Source organism: Agaribacterium haliotis, from assembly GCF_002312815.1.
GTDB classification, from domain to species: domain Bacteria; phylum Pseudomonadota; class Gammaproteobacteria; order Pseudomonadales; family Cellvibrionaceae; genus Agaribacterium; species Agaribacterium haliotis.
Genome location: NZ_NKQJ01000016.1, coordinates 1 through 16,193 on the forward strand (window position 1 = coordinate 1; position 16,193 = coordinate 16,193).

Sequence of the window (16,193 nt, forward strand, 5' to 3'; positions counted from 1 at the left end):
GAGAGTAGGTCATCGTCAGGCTCTTATTCAAAAAGGCTCATCCGAAAGGATGGGCCTTTTTTTATGTCTGCTTGTCGGTGTTGTTACAAAAAAGATAAACCTCGCCTTCTGCGAACGAGAATGCCCCGTTGAATAAGTCGCTCGTTTTTACGCTTTATATTTAATGGCTGGCGTTTGATTGTCATATACGAAGTGGCAACATTTTTGTTGGCGCTTGTTGCGTTTATCTTGGGCCTTAAGCTACTAGTTATCAGTGCTAGCAAGCACTTACTTTTGCTTTTTGTGTCACTACTATTGCAGCTTAGCTACGCGTATACTTAGCGGCCCTAATTTGTGTGTGTTTTAACTATGCAGGCTTCCTCAGGTAAGAGCTTTCAGGCTTCCAAGCCCTATCTTGTGTTTAGCTCTGTCGGCGATCAGGCATTGATTGAGTCGTGGTGTAAAGGTAAAGGCCGGGACAGCTTTGATTTGGCGGTGTTTTATTACGGTGACAGCGAGCCTGAGTATTTAGCAGCAGCGGACTATGTGCAAAAAAGAAAGGGAAGTAAGTTTCAGAACTTAAAAGCGTTTTATAGTGCCAACTCAGCAGTGCTGGCCAACTACGATGCAGTATTGGTGTTGGATGACGACATCGAGATCGATGCGGATCGTATCGCGTATTTATTTGAATTAAGGAAAAAACTGGAGCTTTGGTTAATTCAGCCCAGTTTTAGTTACGATGGAAAGATTAGTTTTGAGCACACTCAGCAAAATCCTAAGTATCGCTACCGCTTTACCAATTTTGTCGAAATGAACTGTCCTTTGTTTGTCGAGCATAAACTTGCCGATTTTATGAGCATTTATGACGGCTCCTTACCTGGCTGGGGCATGGATTGGTGGTATCACAATGTTATCGGCGGTGCAGAGCAAAATAAAATAGCCATTGTCGATGAGGTTGCGGTCAGGAATCCTTTTGATCAAGAAAAGCGCGGTGGCCAGCGGGAAATAAACAAATTGGTCGGAACCAAGGATAGAAAAAAGCTTTGGCGCCAATGCATGGAAAAAAACGGTTATGAAGAGTTTGAGCCAGAGGTCTTCGGAGGAGAGAAGCGTAAGTTTGATCTTTTCCGCCTGTGTTACGGCTTTATTGCTTTGTCACGTTTTATTAAGCGCAAGCGTATTAAAGGGTTTTAGTCGCAAAAATGAAGCTGTTGTATAAAGAGAAGCAGGGGTTTCTGCGTCGCTGGTATCTCTTTGGAGTTCCCATTTTTAGTTATCGTCGTTTTCGCAGTGAAGAGCAGAAGCGGCGAGTTCTCGCATTACTACAAAGGAAGCGCGAGTTAGACCGGTCTTTTTGGGCGGGATCTGAGCCGTGGCGCTTCAGCTCTGATCCTGCTGCACCAATTGTTAGCTTAACAAGCTATGGGCAGCGCTTAGAGGCAGTGCATTTAACCTTGCAGTCTCTGGCGTCTCAAAGTGTGAGTGTTCACAAGGTAGTGCTGTGGTTGTCTGAAACTGAGTTTAACCAGGAAAACTTACCGGACAACATTCTGCACGCAGTTCGCAGGGGCTTGGAGCTTCGCTTTTGCCCAGACTGGCGCTCGTATAAAAAACTAGTGCCAACGTTAAGCGAGTGGGGGCATATGAATATCATCACAGCCGATGATGATGTGTTGTATCCCAGCACCTTTGTCGAAGGTTTATTAAAAGGTGCCGCGCGTTTTCCAGAAGCTATTATTGCTTATCGTGGACACCGCTGTACGTTTTCGTCTGAAGGGCAGTTGCTGCCCTACGATCAGTGGCAACATTGTGTGAAAGAGAGTGATCCGAGTGATGAGTTAATCGCCACCGGGGCGGGCGGTATTTATTACCCCGCCAATTCACTAAGTGGCGCAGCGCTTGAGCACAAGTTATTTATGAGTTTGGCGCCGAGCACGGATGACTTATGGTTTAAATGCATGGCTTTACTTAAAGGCACAAAAGTAGCCGTTATTGATGATCTTAACGGCTGGAGTCGTTACCCGTCCGAGCTATTTGAATCGAGCCAGCGCGATAGCTTGTATAGCATTAACTGCAAGGGTGAAAATGACCGAGCCCTCGCACGTTTATTTAAGCACTTTGATTTGACGGTAAGTGCGCGAGATAAATAACAGCAATGCGAAGTGGGCCAAGCTGGCACTGTGCTGTGAGTTTGCCGTGGGCGGTTTAAGACGACTTTACATTCAGCCCATAGCCCTTGAGCATTCCAACAACCCATTCGATGCTTTCGCGTGTTGGCGGTTCAAGGTTGCCCAATGGGTAGTCCAGGCCCATCTCGGCCCACTTGGTTTTACCTATGCGGTGATAGGGCAGGATATCCACTTTTTTTACATTCTTCATCGGCGCGAGAAATTCCCCAAGCTGCCTTAAGCTATCGCCGTCGTCGGTATAACCGGGCACAAGTACGTAGCGTATCCAGGTGGTTTTATTAATCTCAGCCAGGTGTTTGGCAAAGCGCAGCGTATACGTGTTGGGTACCTCAACCAAGTCGATATGCTTGGCGTTATTCATTTGTTTGATATCCAGCAGTACGTGGTCGGTAACCTCCATGAGCGCATCGAGTTTTTCACCCCAGAGCTGATTTCTAACGTAGCCGTTGGTATCGAGGCAGGTGTGGATGCCAAGCTTTTTAAACTGTCTAAATAGCAGGGTCAAAAACTCAGCTTGTAGCAAAGCTTCGCCGCCGGAGACGGTTACGCCGCCATTTGAGCTTTTCAGGAAGCTCGCAAATGGCAAAACTTTCTCGACTACCTCTGCAACACTGTAGAGTGTTCCCGCATTTAGATCCCAGCTGTCGCGGTTGTGGCAGTATTTACAGCGAAACTGGCAGCCCTGCAAAAAAATAGTTACCCGCAAGCCGGGCCCGTCCAGCGCCGAACAATTTTCAAAACTGTGTACGCGACCAAGCATGTGCTCCTGGTCGATGTCGATGATGTTGATATCTTGAAAGCGGTTGGCCATGGCTGTCTCTACTGCTTAACAACGGGGTAAAGCATTAACTATATTACTGCTTTTGTGTAAATTGCGGGCAAAAAAAAGAAGCCCCGAGGGACTTCTTCTTAGGCAGGTTGCGATACAGCCGATCAGATATCGCAACCGCTCACACAACCGTGGAAGGTACGGCTAATTACATCCGCCTGCTGCTCTTTAGTGAGCTTGTTAAAGTTCACCGCATAGCCTGATACGCGGATAGTCAGCTGAGGATATTTCTCAGGGTTCTCCATCGCATCGACCAGCATTTCGCGAGCAAAGACGTTTACGTTCACGTGGTGGCCACGGGCGCCGGCATAGCCGTCGAGCAAGCCAACAAGGTTGGTGATTTTGCTCTGCTCATCGCTGCCAAGTGAATTTGGCACCATGCTCATGGTGTAGCTGATACCGTCTTCGGCAAACTCATAGGGCAGTTTGGCTACGGAGAGCAAGGCGGCCAGGGCGCCCTCGGTATCGCGACCGTGCATAGGGTTTGCACCCGGAGCAAATGGCTCACCAGCGCGGCGACCGTCAGGAGTATTACCCGTTTTCTTACCGTAAACAACGTTAGAAGTGATGGTCAGAACACTCTGGGTAGCTTCGGCGTTGCGGTAAGTCTTGTGGCTTTGAACGTGCTCCATAAAACGCTTAACGATTTCTTGTGCAATGCTGTCAACACGGTCGTCGTTGTTGCCAAATTTAGGGAAGTCACCTTCAATTTCGTAGTCGGTAGCCAAGCCGTTTTCGTCGACAATTGGAGTAACCTTAGCGTACTTAATGGCACTGAAGGCATCGGCAACAATCGATAGCCCGGCGATACCGCAAGCCAGAGTGCGCTTGATATCGCGATCGTGCAGGGCCATCAGCGGGGTTTCGTAAGCGTACTTATCGTGCATGTAGTGAATAACGTTTAATGCACTGACGTAAACTTTAGCCAGCCACGCCATGTAGTCGTCAAAGCGCTTGTAAACCACGTCGTAGTCGAGCTCGCCGGTCAGAACGTCCATCTTAGGGCCGACCTGAGCACCGCTCTTCTCATCAACACCGCCGTTGATGGCGTAAAGCATGGTTTTAGCGAGGTTGGCACGGGCGCCGAAGAACTGCATTTGCTTGCCGATAGGCATCGCACTGACACAACAGGCAATACCGTAGTCGTCGCCGAACTTGTCGCGCATCAGGTCGTCACTTTCGTACTGGATAGAAGACGTGTCGATACTGACTTTGGCACAGAACTCTTTAAAGCCCAGTGGCATTTTTTCAGACCACAGTACAGTCAGGTTGGGCTCTGGAGCGGGGCCTAAGTTGTACAGGGTTTGCAGAACACGGAAAGAGCTCTTAGTTACCAGTGGGCGACCGTCGAGGCCAACACCGCCGATAGATTCAGTTACCCAGGTTGGGTCGCCAGAGAACAGCTCGTCGTATTCAGGGGTGCGCAAGAAGCGAACCAAGCGCAGCTTGATCACAAGATCGTCGATCATTTGCTGAGCTTCGTCTTCACTCAGAGTGCCCGCGTCGAGGTCGCGCTGAATAAATACATCGAGGAAGGTCGATACCCGGCCAAAGCTCATTGCCGCGCCGTTCTGGCTCTTCACGGCCGCGAGGTAGGCAAAGTAAGTCCACTGAATAGCTTCTTGAGCTGTTGCCGCAGGGCCGCTGATGTCGAAACCGTAGCTTGCCGCCATCTCTTTAATTTCACCGAGGGCGCGCACTTGCTCGCTGAGTTCTTCACGCAGGCGAATTGTGTCTTCAGTCAGTTCCCAGCTGTCGGTTTCGGCTTTCTCGGCCAGTTTGGCTTTAACGAGGTAATCGATACCGTACAGAGCCACGCGGCGGTAGTCACCGATAATGCGGCCGCGGCCATAGGCATCTGGCAGGCCGGTAACAATGCCGGCCTTGCGGCATTTAAGTATTTCTGGGGTGTAGGCGTCAAAGACACCGTTGTTGTGGGTCTTGCGATACTTCGTGAAAATCTCGGTCACTTTTGGATCGAGCGGTTTGTTGTAGGTATCGCAAGAGCCTTGAACCATGCGAATGCCACCGTAGGGAACAATCGCGCGCTTCAGTGGCGCGTCGGTTTGCAGGCCGACGATGCTTTCAAGGTCTTTGTTGATGTAACCGGGCTCAAAGGCTGTGACGCCAGCTGGATTTACCGTATCGATATCCAGAGGGCCGCCGGCTTTTTGCTCTTCTTTCAGCAGTTCAAGAACTTCGGCCCACAGTTTTTGGGTTGTTTCGGTAGGACCTGACAGAAACTCTGCGTTGCCCTCATAAACGGTGAAGTTGCGCTGAATAAAGTCGCGCACATCAACGCTGCTCTGCCACGGGCCGGCGTTAAAACCCTGCCACTGAGCAGGTATTTCGGCTTGACTTTGTTCGGCTTTATCCAAGTTGATATCGGCTTTTTGATTCATTATGTCCTACCTTGTTAATGCATCCCACGACCTCGGCCTTTTGGGCTGCAGTCGCCTTTGGATAGTTAGTGAATAGTCCGCTTAGAGCTAGTCCAGCTATGAGTGCATAGTAAGCCCTGTCTGTCCAAAAATTTTGATCTCGCGCAAATTTTGAAAGCTTTGTTACCAAAGGTACCGAGGCTTTAAAAGTGTTACGTTGCTTCGCACTTGGCGCCTTTTTTGCAATGTTGATTTAAGCTGTTTTTAGCTTGCTTTAGCGTACTTGTCGTTGAAACTCCTGTGTGTTTTTACTTACCAGCGCCGGCGTGAGCCTCTATAATTTCGAGCCTTTATTTCCGGCCGAGCTAGAAGCATGACCTGCCCGTTTATTCACCTGCGTGTGCGTACCGAATTTTCCCTTGTCGATAGCATAGTGCGAGTGAAAGCCCTAGTTTCTAACTTGGAGAAACTAAATCAGCCCGCGTGTGCCATCAGTGATGTGCACAACTTTTTTGGCCTTATTAAGTATTACAAAAGCGCTCAGGGTTTAGGTGTCAAACCGATATGTGCGGCCGATTTGTATTTGCTTGCCGACGACGAAGATGCCAGGCCCTCTTTGCTGACTCTTTACGCAATGAACGAGCGGGGCTATCGCAATATCACCGAGTTGATATCGCTATCCTATACCCACGGTCAGAAGCTGGGCCTGCCCCATATCAAAAAAGCGTGGCTGCAGGAAAAGAGCGAAGGTGTCATTGCTTTGTCCGGGGCAAAATTTGGCGATATCGGCCAGGCCCTGTTAAACGGTGATCGGGAGCTTGCACAAAGCCTTGCGAAAGACTATGCCGGTATTTACCCGCAGCGCTTTTATCTTGAACTGCAGCGCACCTCGCGCGAAGGTGACGAGCGCTATCTCCACGAGGCACTGGCGCTGGCTGATGAGCTCGGCCTGCCTGTTGTGGCAACCAACGATGTGCGCTTTTTAAAGTCTGACGAGTTTGAGGTACACGAAGCGCGGGTGTGCATTGGCGAGGGGCGAGCGCTCGACGACCCTCGCCGCGAGCGCCGTTACAGCGATCAGCAGTATTTAAAAAGCTCGGAAGAAATGTGCGAGCTGTTTGCCGATATTCCCGATGCCCTGGCCAACACCGTTGAAATTGCCAAGCGCTGCAGCTTAGATATTCGCCTCGGCGAGTATTTTCTACCGGAGTTCCCGATTCCTGACGGCCTGACTGAAGATGAATTTTTTGCCAAAATTTCATACGAGGGCCTCGATGAGCGCCTCGAACGTATTTTGGATAAAAGCGCCGCCGACTACGCCGAGCAAAAAAAGGTCTATAGCGAGCGTTTGCAGTTTGAGCTCGATATTATTTGCCAGATGGGCTTCCCCGGTTATTTCCTGATTGTGATGGACTTTATCCAGTGGGCCAAAGATCACGATATACCGGTCGGCCCCGGGCGCGGCTCCGGTGCAGGCTCCCTGGTGGCCTACGCGCTAAAAATTACCGACCTCGACCCACTTGAATACGACCTGCTGTTCGAGCGCTTTTTGAACCCAGAGCGGGTGTCGATGCCGGATTTTGATATCGACTTTTGCATGGAAAAGCGCGACCGGGTAATCAGCTACGTTGCCGACAACTACGGCCGCGACGCGGTCAGCCAGATTGTAACTTTCGGAACCATGGCCGCTAAGGCGGTGGTGCGCGATGTCGCACGTGTGCAGGGTAAAAGCTACGGCCTTGCCGACAAACTTTCCAAGGCCATTCCGCCCGATCCGGGCATGACCCTGAACAAGGCCTTCGAGCAAGAAGAACCTCTGCGCGAGATGCTTGAGCACGACGGCGACGCCGGTGAAATTTGGGAGATGGCGCTGCAGCTCGAAGGTGTTGCGCGCAACACCGGCAAGCACGCGGGCGGCGTGGTGATCGCTCCAACCAAGCTCACCGACTTTGCGCCGCTGTACTGCGATGAGAGCGGTGGCGGCCTGGTGACTCAGTACGACAAAAACGACGTTGAAGACGCCGGCCTGGTGAAATTTGACTTCCTCGGTCTGCGTACGCTGACCATTATCGACTGGGCGCTGGCGATGATTAATGCCCAGCTCGCCAAGCGCGGTGAAGCACCCGTCGATATCAGCGCCATTGAACTCGACGACGATGCGACTTTTAAACTGCTAAAACGGGCCGAGACGACCGCCGTGTTCCAGCTGGAGTCGCGCGGTATGAAAGACCTGATTACCCGCCTGCAACCGGATAATCTCGAAGATATGATTGCTCTGGTGGCTCTGTTCCGGCCCGGGCCTTTGCAGTCGGGCATGGTGGATGATTTTATCAACCGCAAACACGGCCGCGCCGAAGTGGCCTACCCGGATGCAAAATACCAGCACGAAAAATTAAAGCCCATTCTTGAGCCAACTTACGGTGTTATTGTTTATCAGGAACAGGTGATGCAAATCGCCCAGGAACTCGCCGGCTACACCTTAGGCGGCGCCGATATGCTGCGTCGGGCGATGGGTAAGAAAAAGCCCGAAGAGATGGCCAAGCAGCGCTCGACCTTTGAAGAGGGCGCAGCCAAGCAGGGCGTAGACCCCGAGCTGGCGATGAAAATCTTTGATCTGGTGGAAAAGTTTGCCGGTTACGGTTTTAACAAGAGTCACTCGGCGGCTTATGCCCTGGTTAGTTATCAAACGGCCTGGTTGAAGGCGCATTATCCGGCGCACTTTATGGCGGCGACGATGAGCTCGGATATGGACAAAACCGACAAGGTGGTGACCTTTATCGAAGAGTGCCGCAACATGAAATTAAACTTGCTGCCACCGGATGTGAATCGCGGCGAGTTTCATTTCACCGTCGACGACAGCAACAACATTATTTACGGTCTCGGCGCCATTAAGGGGCTCGGCGAGGGGCCCATTGAAAGCATACTCGAAGCGCGAAACAGTGGTGGGCCGTTTAAAGATCTGTTTGATTTTTGCGACAGGGTGGACCTGCGCAAAGTCAATAAGCGTGCGCTCGAAGCGCTGGTGCGCAGTGGTGCAGTCGACAAGCTCGGCTCCGGCGCAGAGCTCGACTACGACAGGGCACTGATGAACGATGCGATTCCCGAAGCTGTGAAAGCCGCCGAACAAAGCGCCGCCAATGCCAGCGCCGGCATGATGGATTTATTTGGCGAGGTTGTGCCCGGCGCGGATGCCGACAGCGACCCCTACGCCGAATTTAAGCGCGTACATCCGTGGAGTATTAAAGAGCGCTTAAATGGCGAGCGCGATACTTTGGGGTTGTATTTGACCGGCCACCCCATTGATGAGTACGACGCCGAGCTTAAATATTTTGTCAGCAGTCGTTTGGTCGAATTAAAAGCTGATAAAAATAGACAGACGGTTTGTGGTTTGGTGGTTGCCTTTCGGGTGATGAAAACCAAGCGCGGCGACTCAATGGCCTTTGTTACCCTCGACGACAGAACCGCGCGGCTCGAAGTTGCGGTGTTCTCAGATACCTACAACGAGAACCGGGAAAAGCTGCGCAAGGACGCACTGTTAGTTATCGAGGGGCAGGTCAGCCGCGACGATTACAACGGCGGTTTAAAAATGCGCGCCGATGCGATCAAAGAGTTTGCCGAAGCCAGGCAAAACAAAGTGCGGGCGCTCGAGCTTCAATTGCACGGCGCCAAGCTTGGACCGGCCTATGCCAAAGAGCTGGGTGCCTGCCTGCAGACGTATGCGGGTGCCTGTCCGGTGAAAGTGCGCTACCACCACGCAGACGCCAGTGTTGAGCTGGAACTTGGGCAAAACTGGGCGGTTGATGCTTCCGACGAGTGCATGCACAACTTGCGCGCGCTCTACGGTTCTCAGGCGGTAAGCTTGCGCTATCGTTGATGTGCGTGACTCGGCTTTCAGCCGCAGGCCATGAATGGTAGACTTGCGGCCGATTTTTTGCGGAGAATCAAACTTTCTTCGCGGGCGCATACCGCCCTTAGCAGCCCTTAGGCCTACAGGTACACAGACACATGAATTTAAACTATCTCGACTTTGAGCAGCCCATCGCGGACCTTGAAGGCAAGATTGCCGAGCTGAAGCTGGTTGGTGCCGACAACGACATCAATATAGGTGAAGAAATAAGCCGCTTGCAGGAAAAAAGCGTCAAACTCACCGAGAACATATACAGCAGTCTCAGCCCCTGGCAGATTGTACAGGTGGCTCGCCACCCTCAGCGCCCCTATGCGGCCGATTACATCAGCCGTATCTTTGACGATTGGGACGAGCTGCACGGCGATCGACATTTTGGTGACGACCACGCCATTATCGGCGGCATCGGCCGCATCGCCGGTAAGCCGGTGATGGTTATCGGTGAAGAAAAAGGCCGCAGTGTTAAAGACAAGGTCTACCGCAATTTCGGCATGCCAAAGCCCGAAGGTTATCGCAAAGCTCTGCGCCTGATGGAGATGGCCGAGCGTTTTAAACTGCCGGTGCTGACCTTAATCGACACTCCGGGGGCCTATCCCGGCATCGATTCAGAGGAGCGCGGTATTTCCGAATCGATTGCTCAGAACCTCGCGGTGATGAGCCGCCTGCGCACGCCGATTATATGTACGGTTATCGGTGAGGGCAGTTCTGGTGGCGCTTTGGCCATCGGTGTTGGCGATCAGCTAAATATGTTGCAGTACGCAACCTATTTTGTGATTTCACCTGAAGGCTGCGCCAATATTATTTGGAAAACGGTCGACAAAGCGCCACTTGCCGCCGAAGCGATGGGGGTGACCTCAAGTGTGCTCGAAGACCTTGGCATAGTCGATGAGACTATCCCCGAGCCCTTGGGTGGGGCACATCGCGATATGGACGCGATGGCTGAAAACCTAAAACAGCGTCTGCTTGCGCAGCTGGAAGAGCTGGAAGAGCAAGATATCGACAGCCTGCTCGACAAACGCTACGAGCGTTTGATGAGTTACGGCAACGGGCCAATCTAAAGCAGCGCGTACTTCGCATTTTAAGAAACGCATTAAAAAAACCGCACTTTATGTGCGGTTTTTTTTGAGCGCAACAATATGCCGCTGTGACATCGAAGCGTTGTTTTTGTGTTTATTTGCCACGGTTTATCAGGCACGTGTTTAGATTCTGGACTCCTAATATGGCGGTGTCACGCAGATGCCTGTCTATACTGAAGTCTGGATTTATAGCGAAAAACAACCATGTTTCAGATGAGCATACGCAAAACGGTGATGGCGCTGGTGGTCGGTAGTACGAGCATAGTCGGTCTGGTCGCCATTATCGCTTTTAGTAGTTTTAGTACCAAAGTTAAACACTTTGAGCAACTGATCGGCACGGAGATACATGCGGCGCTTCGAGCAGAGCGCTTGACGGTCGACTTTAAGCGTCAGGTTCAGGAATGGAAAAATGTGTTATTGCGCGGTCACACTGAAAAAGACCGCAGCAAGTACTGGGGGCGTTTTCAGACGCTCCAGCAGGAAAACCAGAACCTAGTCGCTGAGTTATTGGCAATGGACCTGCCCAGCGATGTCAGCAGTCATCTGCAGAGCTTTAAAAACGAACACGCGCGTATTTATTCGAGTTATCAAACTGGCTATCAGAAATTTCTTGCCGCTTACGATCACAAGCTCGGTGATCGCAGTGTGCGTGGAATTGATAGGCAGCCGACCAAAGCTTTGGAAGCTGCGGTTGCTGAGCTCAACGCTCTGGTTGAGCAGCACAGCGTTGAACTCATCGAAGCCTCCGCAGCTACAGCGCGTATTAGCATCGGGCTGATTACTGTCGTCGCCATTTTGGTCACCGCACTTAGCTGGTTTATCGCGACTAAACGAGTCAGTCTTCCAATCGTGCACCTGCGTCAGGCCTTGGTGCGTATTGCCGATGGCGACTTCAGTACTGCTCTGCCGCCGGCCGACGAAGATGAAGTCGGTGATGTCACGCGCGCTGTTGGTATTTTGCAAGATAAGCTGCAGCACTCAACGGAAAACTTGTTGTCGACAATGCAGGTGCTCGAAAACGCCGATGTGGCTTTGGCCGGTGCGACCAGCAAAATTCAAAATGCGACTCAAGAGCAGTATCAGCGCACCGACATGGTGGCCTCAGCTATGACCGAGTTGTCGGCCAGCTCTCGAGAAATTGCCGGTCAGGCTCAAGATGCTGCAGAGGCCTCGTCTCAGGCAGATCAAGCGGCTACCGAAGGTGAGCAGACGATGGCGAAGGCGATTCATACCATCGGTGAGATGAAAGCGCATATTAGTTCGACCACCGATGTGATCCGCTCTTTAGAGCAGAACACGACTCAAGTCGGCACCGTGCTCGATGTGATTGGAGGCATTGCCGAACAAACCAACTTGCTGGCATTAAATGCTGCGATTGAGGCTGCTCGTGCCGGTGAACAGGGGCGGGGTTTTGCCGTGGTTGCCGATGAGGTTCGCACCTTGGCTCAGCGAACTCAGGAGAGCACCGCCGAAATAAACCAAATTATTGAAACGGTGCAAAGTGGTGTTGCTGAAGCGGTTAAGGCGATTGAAACCGGTCAGGCTCAGTCCGAAGACAGTATGAGCACGGTTAGTGCTACCGGAGAGTCCTTGGCCGCGATTCGCTTGGCTGTCGACCGTATCCCGGCGTCAACCAATTTATTGCAGGCTCTGTGCAAGAGCAGAGCACGGTCAGTGATGATATCACTCAAAAAATCACCGAGATCGCCGGCATCGCCAACGACAGTGCTGAGCAGGCCAGTGCCGTGATGAACGCAGCTGCCGATGTTCGCTCAACTCGAGAGCAGCTTGAGGTTGTTGTCAACGAAATCCGTCATAGCTAAGCCCTGGTAATGAGGCCTCAACAAGTGCCTGATTTACTTGCTTGAGCTGCGTATAATGCGCGGCTCACAGCAGGTAGATCGATGTCAGAGCCCAAAACGCCCCCGTCTCTTCAAGAGCAGCAACAAACTTACACGTTATGCCAAACAACACTAGCTGAGCTCGATGCCCAGACTCAGGCGCGCTTGCGTAAGCTCGCGAGCTTTATCGGCAAGCGTTTAAAGCAAGCGTTGCCCGCTGATGCCAAGCTGGCGCAGTTGCAGCGTGAGATCGATGCCGCTCAGCAGCGTTTGTTAAAACGCATGGCTGCTATTCCGGCGCTTATTGAGTTTCCTGAAAACCTGCCTGTTGTTGCGCGTAAAGATGAAATTGCCGAGGCGATAGAAAAAAATCAGGTGGTGGTTGTCGCCGGCGAAACGGGCTCCGGTAAAACCACGCAGTTGCCGAAAGTGTGTCTTGAGCTGGGGTTGGCAAGTAAAGGCCTAATTGCCCACACCCAGCCGCGACGAATAGCTGCACGAACGGTTGCCGCGCGTATTGCTGAAGAGCTAAAGAGCCCGCTTGGCTCTTTGGTTGGTTATCAGGTTCGATTTACCGATCACAGTGATGAGCAGACCGCAATCAAGTTGATGACCGACGGTATCTTGCTCGCTGAAATCCAAAAAGATCCTTTACTGCAGCGCTATCAGGTCATCATTATTGATGAGGCCCACGAGCGCAGCCTCAACATTGATTTCTTGTTGGGCTATTTAAAGCAGCTATTACCAAAGCGCCCGGATCTGAAAGTGATTGTGACCTCGGCGACCATCGATGTTGAGCGTTTCAGCGAGCACTTTAACAAAGCGCCGGTAATCGAAGTCAGCGGCCGTACTTACCCGGTGGAGCTGCGCTACAGCCCTTGGCAGGAAGATGCTGAAGAATTAAGTCAGGCGGTGCTGGCTTGTACTGAAGAAATCCTTGCGGAAAGTCGCGGCAAGGGCGGCGACATTCTCGTATTTTTAAGTGGCGAAAGAGATATCCGCGAAGTGTCACTGGCGTTAAAAAAAGCTCAGTTGCCAGGCCTTGAAGTATTACCTCTTTATGCGCGCTTGAGCTTGGCCGAACAGAATCGTGTTTTTCAAAATCACAAAGGTCGGCGCATCGTATTGGCCACCAACGTTGCTGAAACTTCGTTGACGGTGCCCGGTATTCGCTATGTGATCGATACCGGTACCGCGCGTATCAGCCGTTACAGTTTGCGCACTAAGGTGCAGCGCCTGCCGATTGAGGCGATATCACAAGCCAGTGCCAATCAGCGCGCCGGTCGCTGTGGCCGGGTCAGTGAGGGCATTTGCTACCGCCTGTACTCGGAAGAAGATTTTTTGAGCCGGCCGGAATTTACCGACGCTGAAATTTTGCGCACTAATCTCGCTGCCGTGGTGTTGCAAATGCTGCACCTGCGCATGGGCAAAGTCGAAGATTTTCCTTTTGTCGACAAGCCGGATATGCGTTTGATTAAAGATGGCTACAAGCTGTTAGAAGAATTAAAAGCTGTTGATAAAAAAGGTCATATGACCCAGCTAGGCCGCCAGTTTAATCGCCTTGCTGTCGACCCGCGCTTTGCGCGTATGATTCTTGCCGCAGCCGAGCAGGGTTGCCTCAACGAAGTATTAATCATTGTTACGGCACTGACCATTCAAGACCCGCGTGAGCGCCCAGCAGATAAACAGCAAGCCGCCGATGAAAAACACCGGCGCTTTTGGCACGAAGGCAGTGACTTTTTAGCTTTTGTAAATCTGTGGAACTACGTTGAAGAACAGCGTCAAGAACTCAGCCAGAACCAGCTGCGCAAGCTGTGTAAAAAAGAGTTTTTAAATTTTCTGCGCTTAAAAGAGTGGCGCGAGCTGCACTACCAATTAAAGCTTCAGTGCAAAGATTTAGGTTTTCGAATAAACCAGGAGCCAGCGCGCGACGATGCTGTGCACCATGCTTTGTTAACGGGTTTGTTGTCGAATGTTGGCAAGCGCAACCTCGAAGAAAGCGAGCGCGATTATTTGGGCTCGCGCTCAAGAAAGTTTCATATTTTTCCCGGCTCGAGTTTACGTAAAAAGAAGTTACCGTGGTTAATGGCTGCGGACTTTATTGAAACAACACAGTTGTACGCGCACTGTGTCGCAAAAATAGATCCCGCCTGGGTTATTCGCTCGGCCTCGCATTTGTTAAATCGCCAGTATTTTGAGCCGCACTACGATGTAAAGTCGGGCTCAGTTAAGGCGTATATGAAAGTCAGCCTTTGGGGATTGGTGCTGGCTGAAAAACAGCGCGTCGATTTCAGCCAGATCGAGCCTGAGACATGCCGACAAGTATTTATTCGAAGTGCTTTGGTAGAGGGGCGTTACCGAGGCAAAGGCGAGTTTTTTAAGGCCAATCAGGCTTTGATTGACGAGCTCAGTGAGCTTGAGGCCAAGGCCCGGCGCCGCGATATTCTTGTCGACGACGAGCAGATTTATCAATTTTACGAAGCCTTGATTCCCGAGCGTATTGTTAACCTCAAAGGTTTTGAGCACTGGCGCCGGGAGCAGGAGAAAACTGACAAGCAGCGGCTGTTTCTCAAGCGCGAACAGCTTATGTTGCACAGTGCAGACAACTTGGGGGAAGAGCAATTTCCTGCCTCGCTTGTTAACGGTGATTTACGCTTAGCAGTGCGCTATGAGTTTGAGCCGACCCGCGCCAACGACGGCCTAAATGTATTTGTACCGGTTGATTTGTTGCATCAGGTAGATGAGCTACAGCTCGAGTGGTTGGTACCGGGCATGCTAAGGGACAAGTGCATAGCCTTGGTCAAAAGTTTGCCTAAGGCGCTGCGCAAACAGTTGGTGCCGGTGCCGGCGTTTGTCGACAGGGCGCTGGCGCGCATGAACTCAGGGCCTTACGCTTTAACTCAGGCGCTCGCCGATGAGTTGAGGGTCATAGCCGCTGTTGATATCGACGCGCAGCAGTGGAAACTCGACGAGCTTGATGACTACTATAAAGCCAATGTTGTTGTGGTCGACGATAAAGATAAAATCATCGATCAAAGCCGCGATGTGCAGCAGCTTCGCAAGCAATACAAAGCCACAGTTGAGCACTCGCTGCGCGATATCGGCAGCTCGATAGAGCGCAAAGATCTGCGCAACTGGGATTTTGACAAGCTCGATAGCAGTATGGAAATCGAGCGCGGGCGGGTGAAAGTTAAGACCTATCCGGCGCTGCTGTGTGACAGCGGTGCGCGCAGTGTGGAGATTAAGCTCTTTGATAATCCGCTCGATGCCAATTGGGCGCATCAGCGCGGCCTGTGCCAGCTGGCCTTGAACGAGCTTGGTGAAACAGCGAAATACGCGCGTAAGAATTTGCTAAAAGGCAAAGACTTAGGTTTGTCGCTGGTGGATATTGGTTCTCGCGAGCAAGTTGCCGATGACATTTTACAGGCGGCGATCAAGCGCGCCTGTTTTGCCGAAAGTGCCTCGGTGCGTGAAAAACCGCAGTTTGAAGCGGCGCTGGCACAGGGGCGGTCTGAGTTAGTTGAGATTGCCGAGCAATATGAAAAACTGTTGCTGGCATCCCTGGCGCAGGTGCTTGAAATACGCAAGCAACTTAAAGCCAGTAAAAATGCTCTGGCGCTAGCGCTGGCTTTTGGTGATATCCAGCACCAACTGGGCGAGATTTTTTACCGGGGTTTTTTGTTTGATACCCCCTGGCACTGGCTGCAGCAACTGCCTCGCTATTTAAAGGCAATAAACTTGCGGTTAGAAAAAGCCGCGCAAAAAAATCAGGCAGACCGGGCGGCTATGTATCAGCTGCAGCCGCTGTGGCAGCAGCACGAAGACAGGTTGCAGCGCGAAGGGCTCGCGGCTTACAGCGCCAATGCCGCCTGGCAGGACTACCGCTGGATGCTAGAGGAGCTAAGGGTGTCCCTATTTGCTCAAAGCTTAAAAACGCTGCTTCCGGTTTCTGAAAAACGCTTGAAAAAACAATGGCAGGAAAGCCTGTAATTTT

General features: G+C 51.6%; 8 protein-coding genes. 6 read left to right on the plus strand and 2 right to left on the minus strand.

The genetic code is table 11. From position 1 onward, the window contains the following. Positions 1-348: 348 nt before the first annotated feature. Both CFK45_RS16555 and CFK45_RS16560 read left to right on the plus strand, forming a co-directional pair. A complete protein-coding gene (locus CFK45_RS16555) occupies positions 349-1,173 on the plus strand; it encodes a hypothetical protein (RefSeq protein ID WP_096087563.1) in 825 nt (274 codons plus the stop codon). A gap of 284 nt (positions 1,174-1,457) precedes the next feature. After that, positions 1,458-2,129, plus strand: coding sequence for a hypothetical protein (locus CFK45_RS16560; RefSeq protein WP_143247625.1), 672 nt, complete (start codon positions 1,458-1,460; stop codon positions 2,127-2,129). Positions 2,130-2,184: 55 nt separating this feature from the next. On the opposite strand, the gene pflA is transcribed toward CFK45_RS16560, so the two are convergent. Continuing rightward, complete coding sequence (pflA, locus tag CFK45_RS16565) at positions 2,185-2,979, minus strand: pyruvate formate-lyase-activating protein (protein WP_096087565.1); 795 nt, start codon at positions 2,977-2,979, stop codon at positions 2,185-2,187. A gap of 122 nt (positions 2,980-3,101) precedes the next feature. Then, a complete protein-coding gene (gene pflB, locus CFK45_RS16570; protein WP_096087566.1) occupies positions 3,102-5,399 on the minus strand; it encodes a formate C-acetyltransferase in 2,298 nt (765 codons plus the stop codon). A 352-nt stretch (positions 5,400-5,751) separates the two neighbouring features. On the opposite strand from pflB, the gene dnaE reads away from it, so the two are divergent. The 4 genes from dnaE to hrpA all read left to right on the plus strand — a co-directional run bounded on the left by dnaE (position 5,752) and on the right by hrpA (position 16,189). Further along, entirely contained in the window at positions 5,752-9,252 is a 3,501-nt protein-coding gene (gene dnaE / locus CFK45_RS16575) for a DNA polymerase III subunit alpha (protein ID WP_096087567.1), read from the plus strand. 131 nt (positions 9,253-9,383) lie between these two features. Continuing rightward, positions 9,384-10,340: an acetyl-CoA carboxylase carboxyltransferase subunit alpha gene (locus tag CFK45_RS16580; protein ID WP_096087568.1), complete on the plus strand. Its 957-nt coding sequence runs from the start codon at positions 9,384-9,386 to the stop codon at positions 10,338-10,340. Positions 10,341-10,562: 222 nt separating this feature from the next. Next, positions 10,563-12,107, plus strand: a complete 1,545-nt coding sequence (locus tag CFK45_RS16585) for a methyl-accepting chemotaxis protein (RefSeq protein WP_096087569.1) — start codon at positions 10,563-10,565, stop codon at positions 12,105-12,107. A 155-nt stretch (positions 12,108-12,262) separates the two neighbouring features. Continuing rightward, a complete protein-coding gene (hrpA, locus tag CFK45_RS16590) occupies positions 12,263-16,189 on the plus strand; it encodes an ATP-dependent RNA helicase HrpA (RefSeq protein WP_096087570.1) in 3,927 nt (1,308 codons plus the stop codon). Positions 16,190-16,193 lie beyond the last annotated feature (4 nt).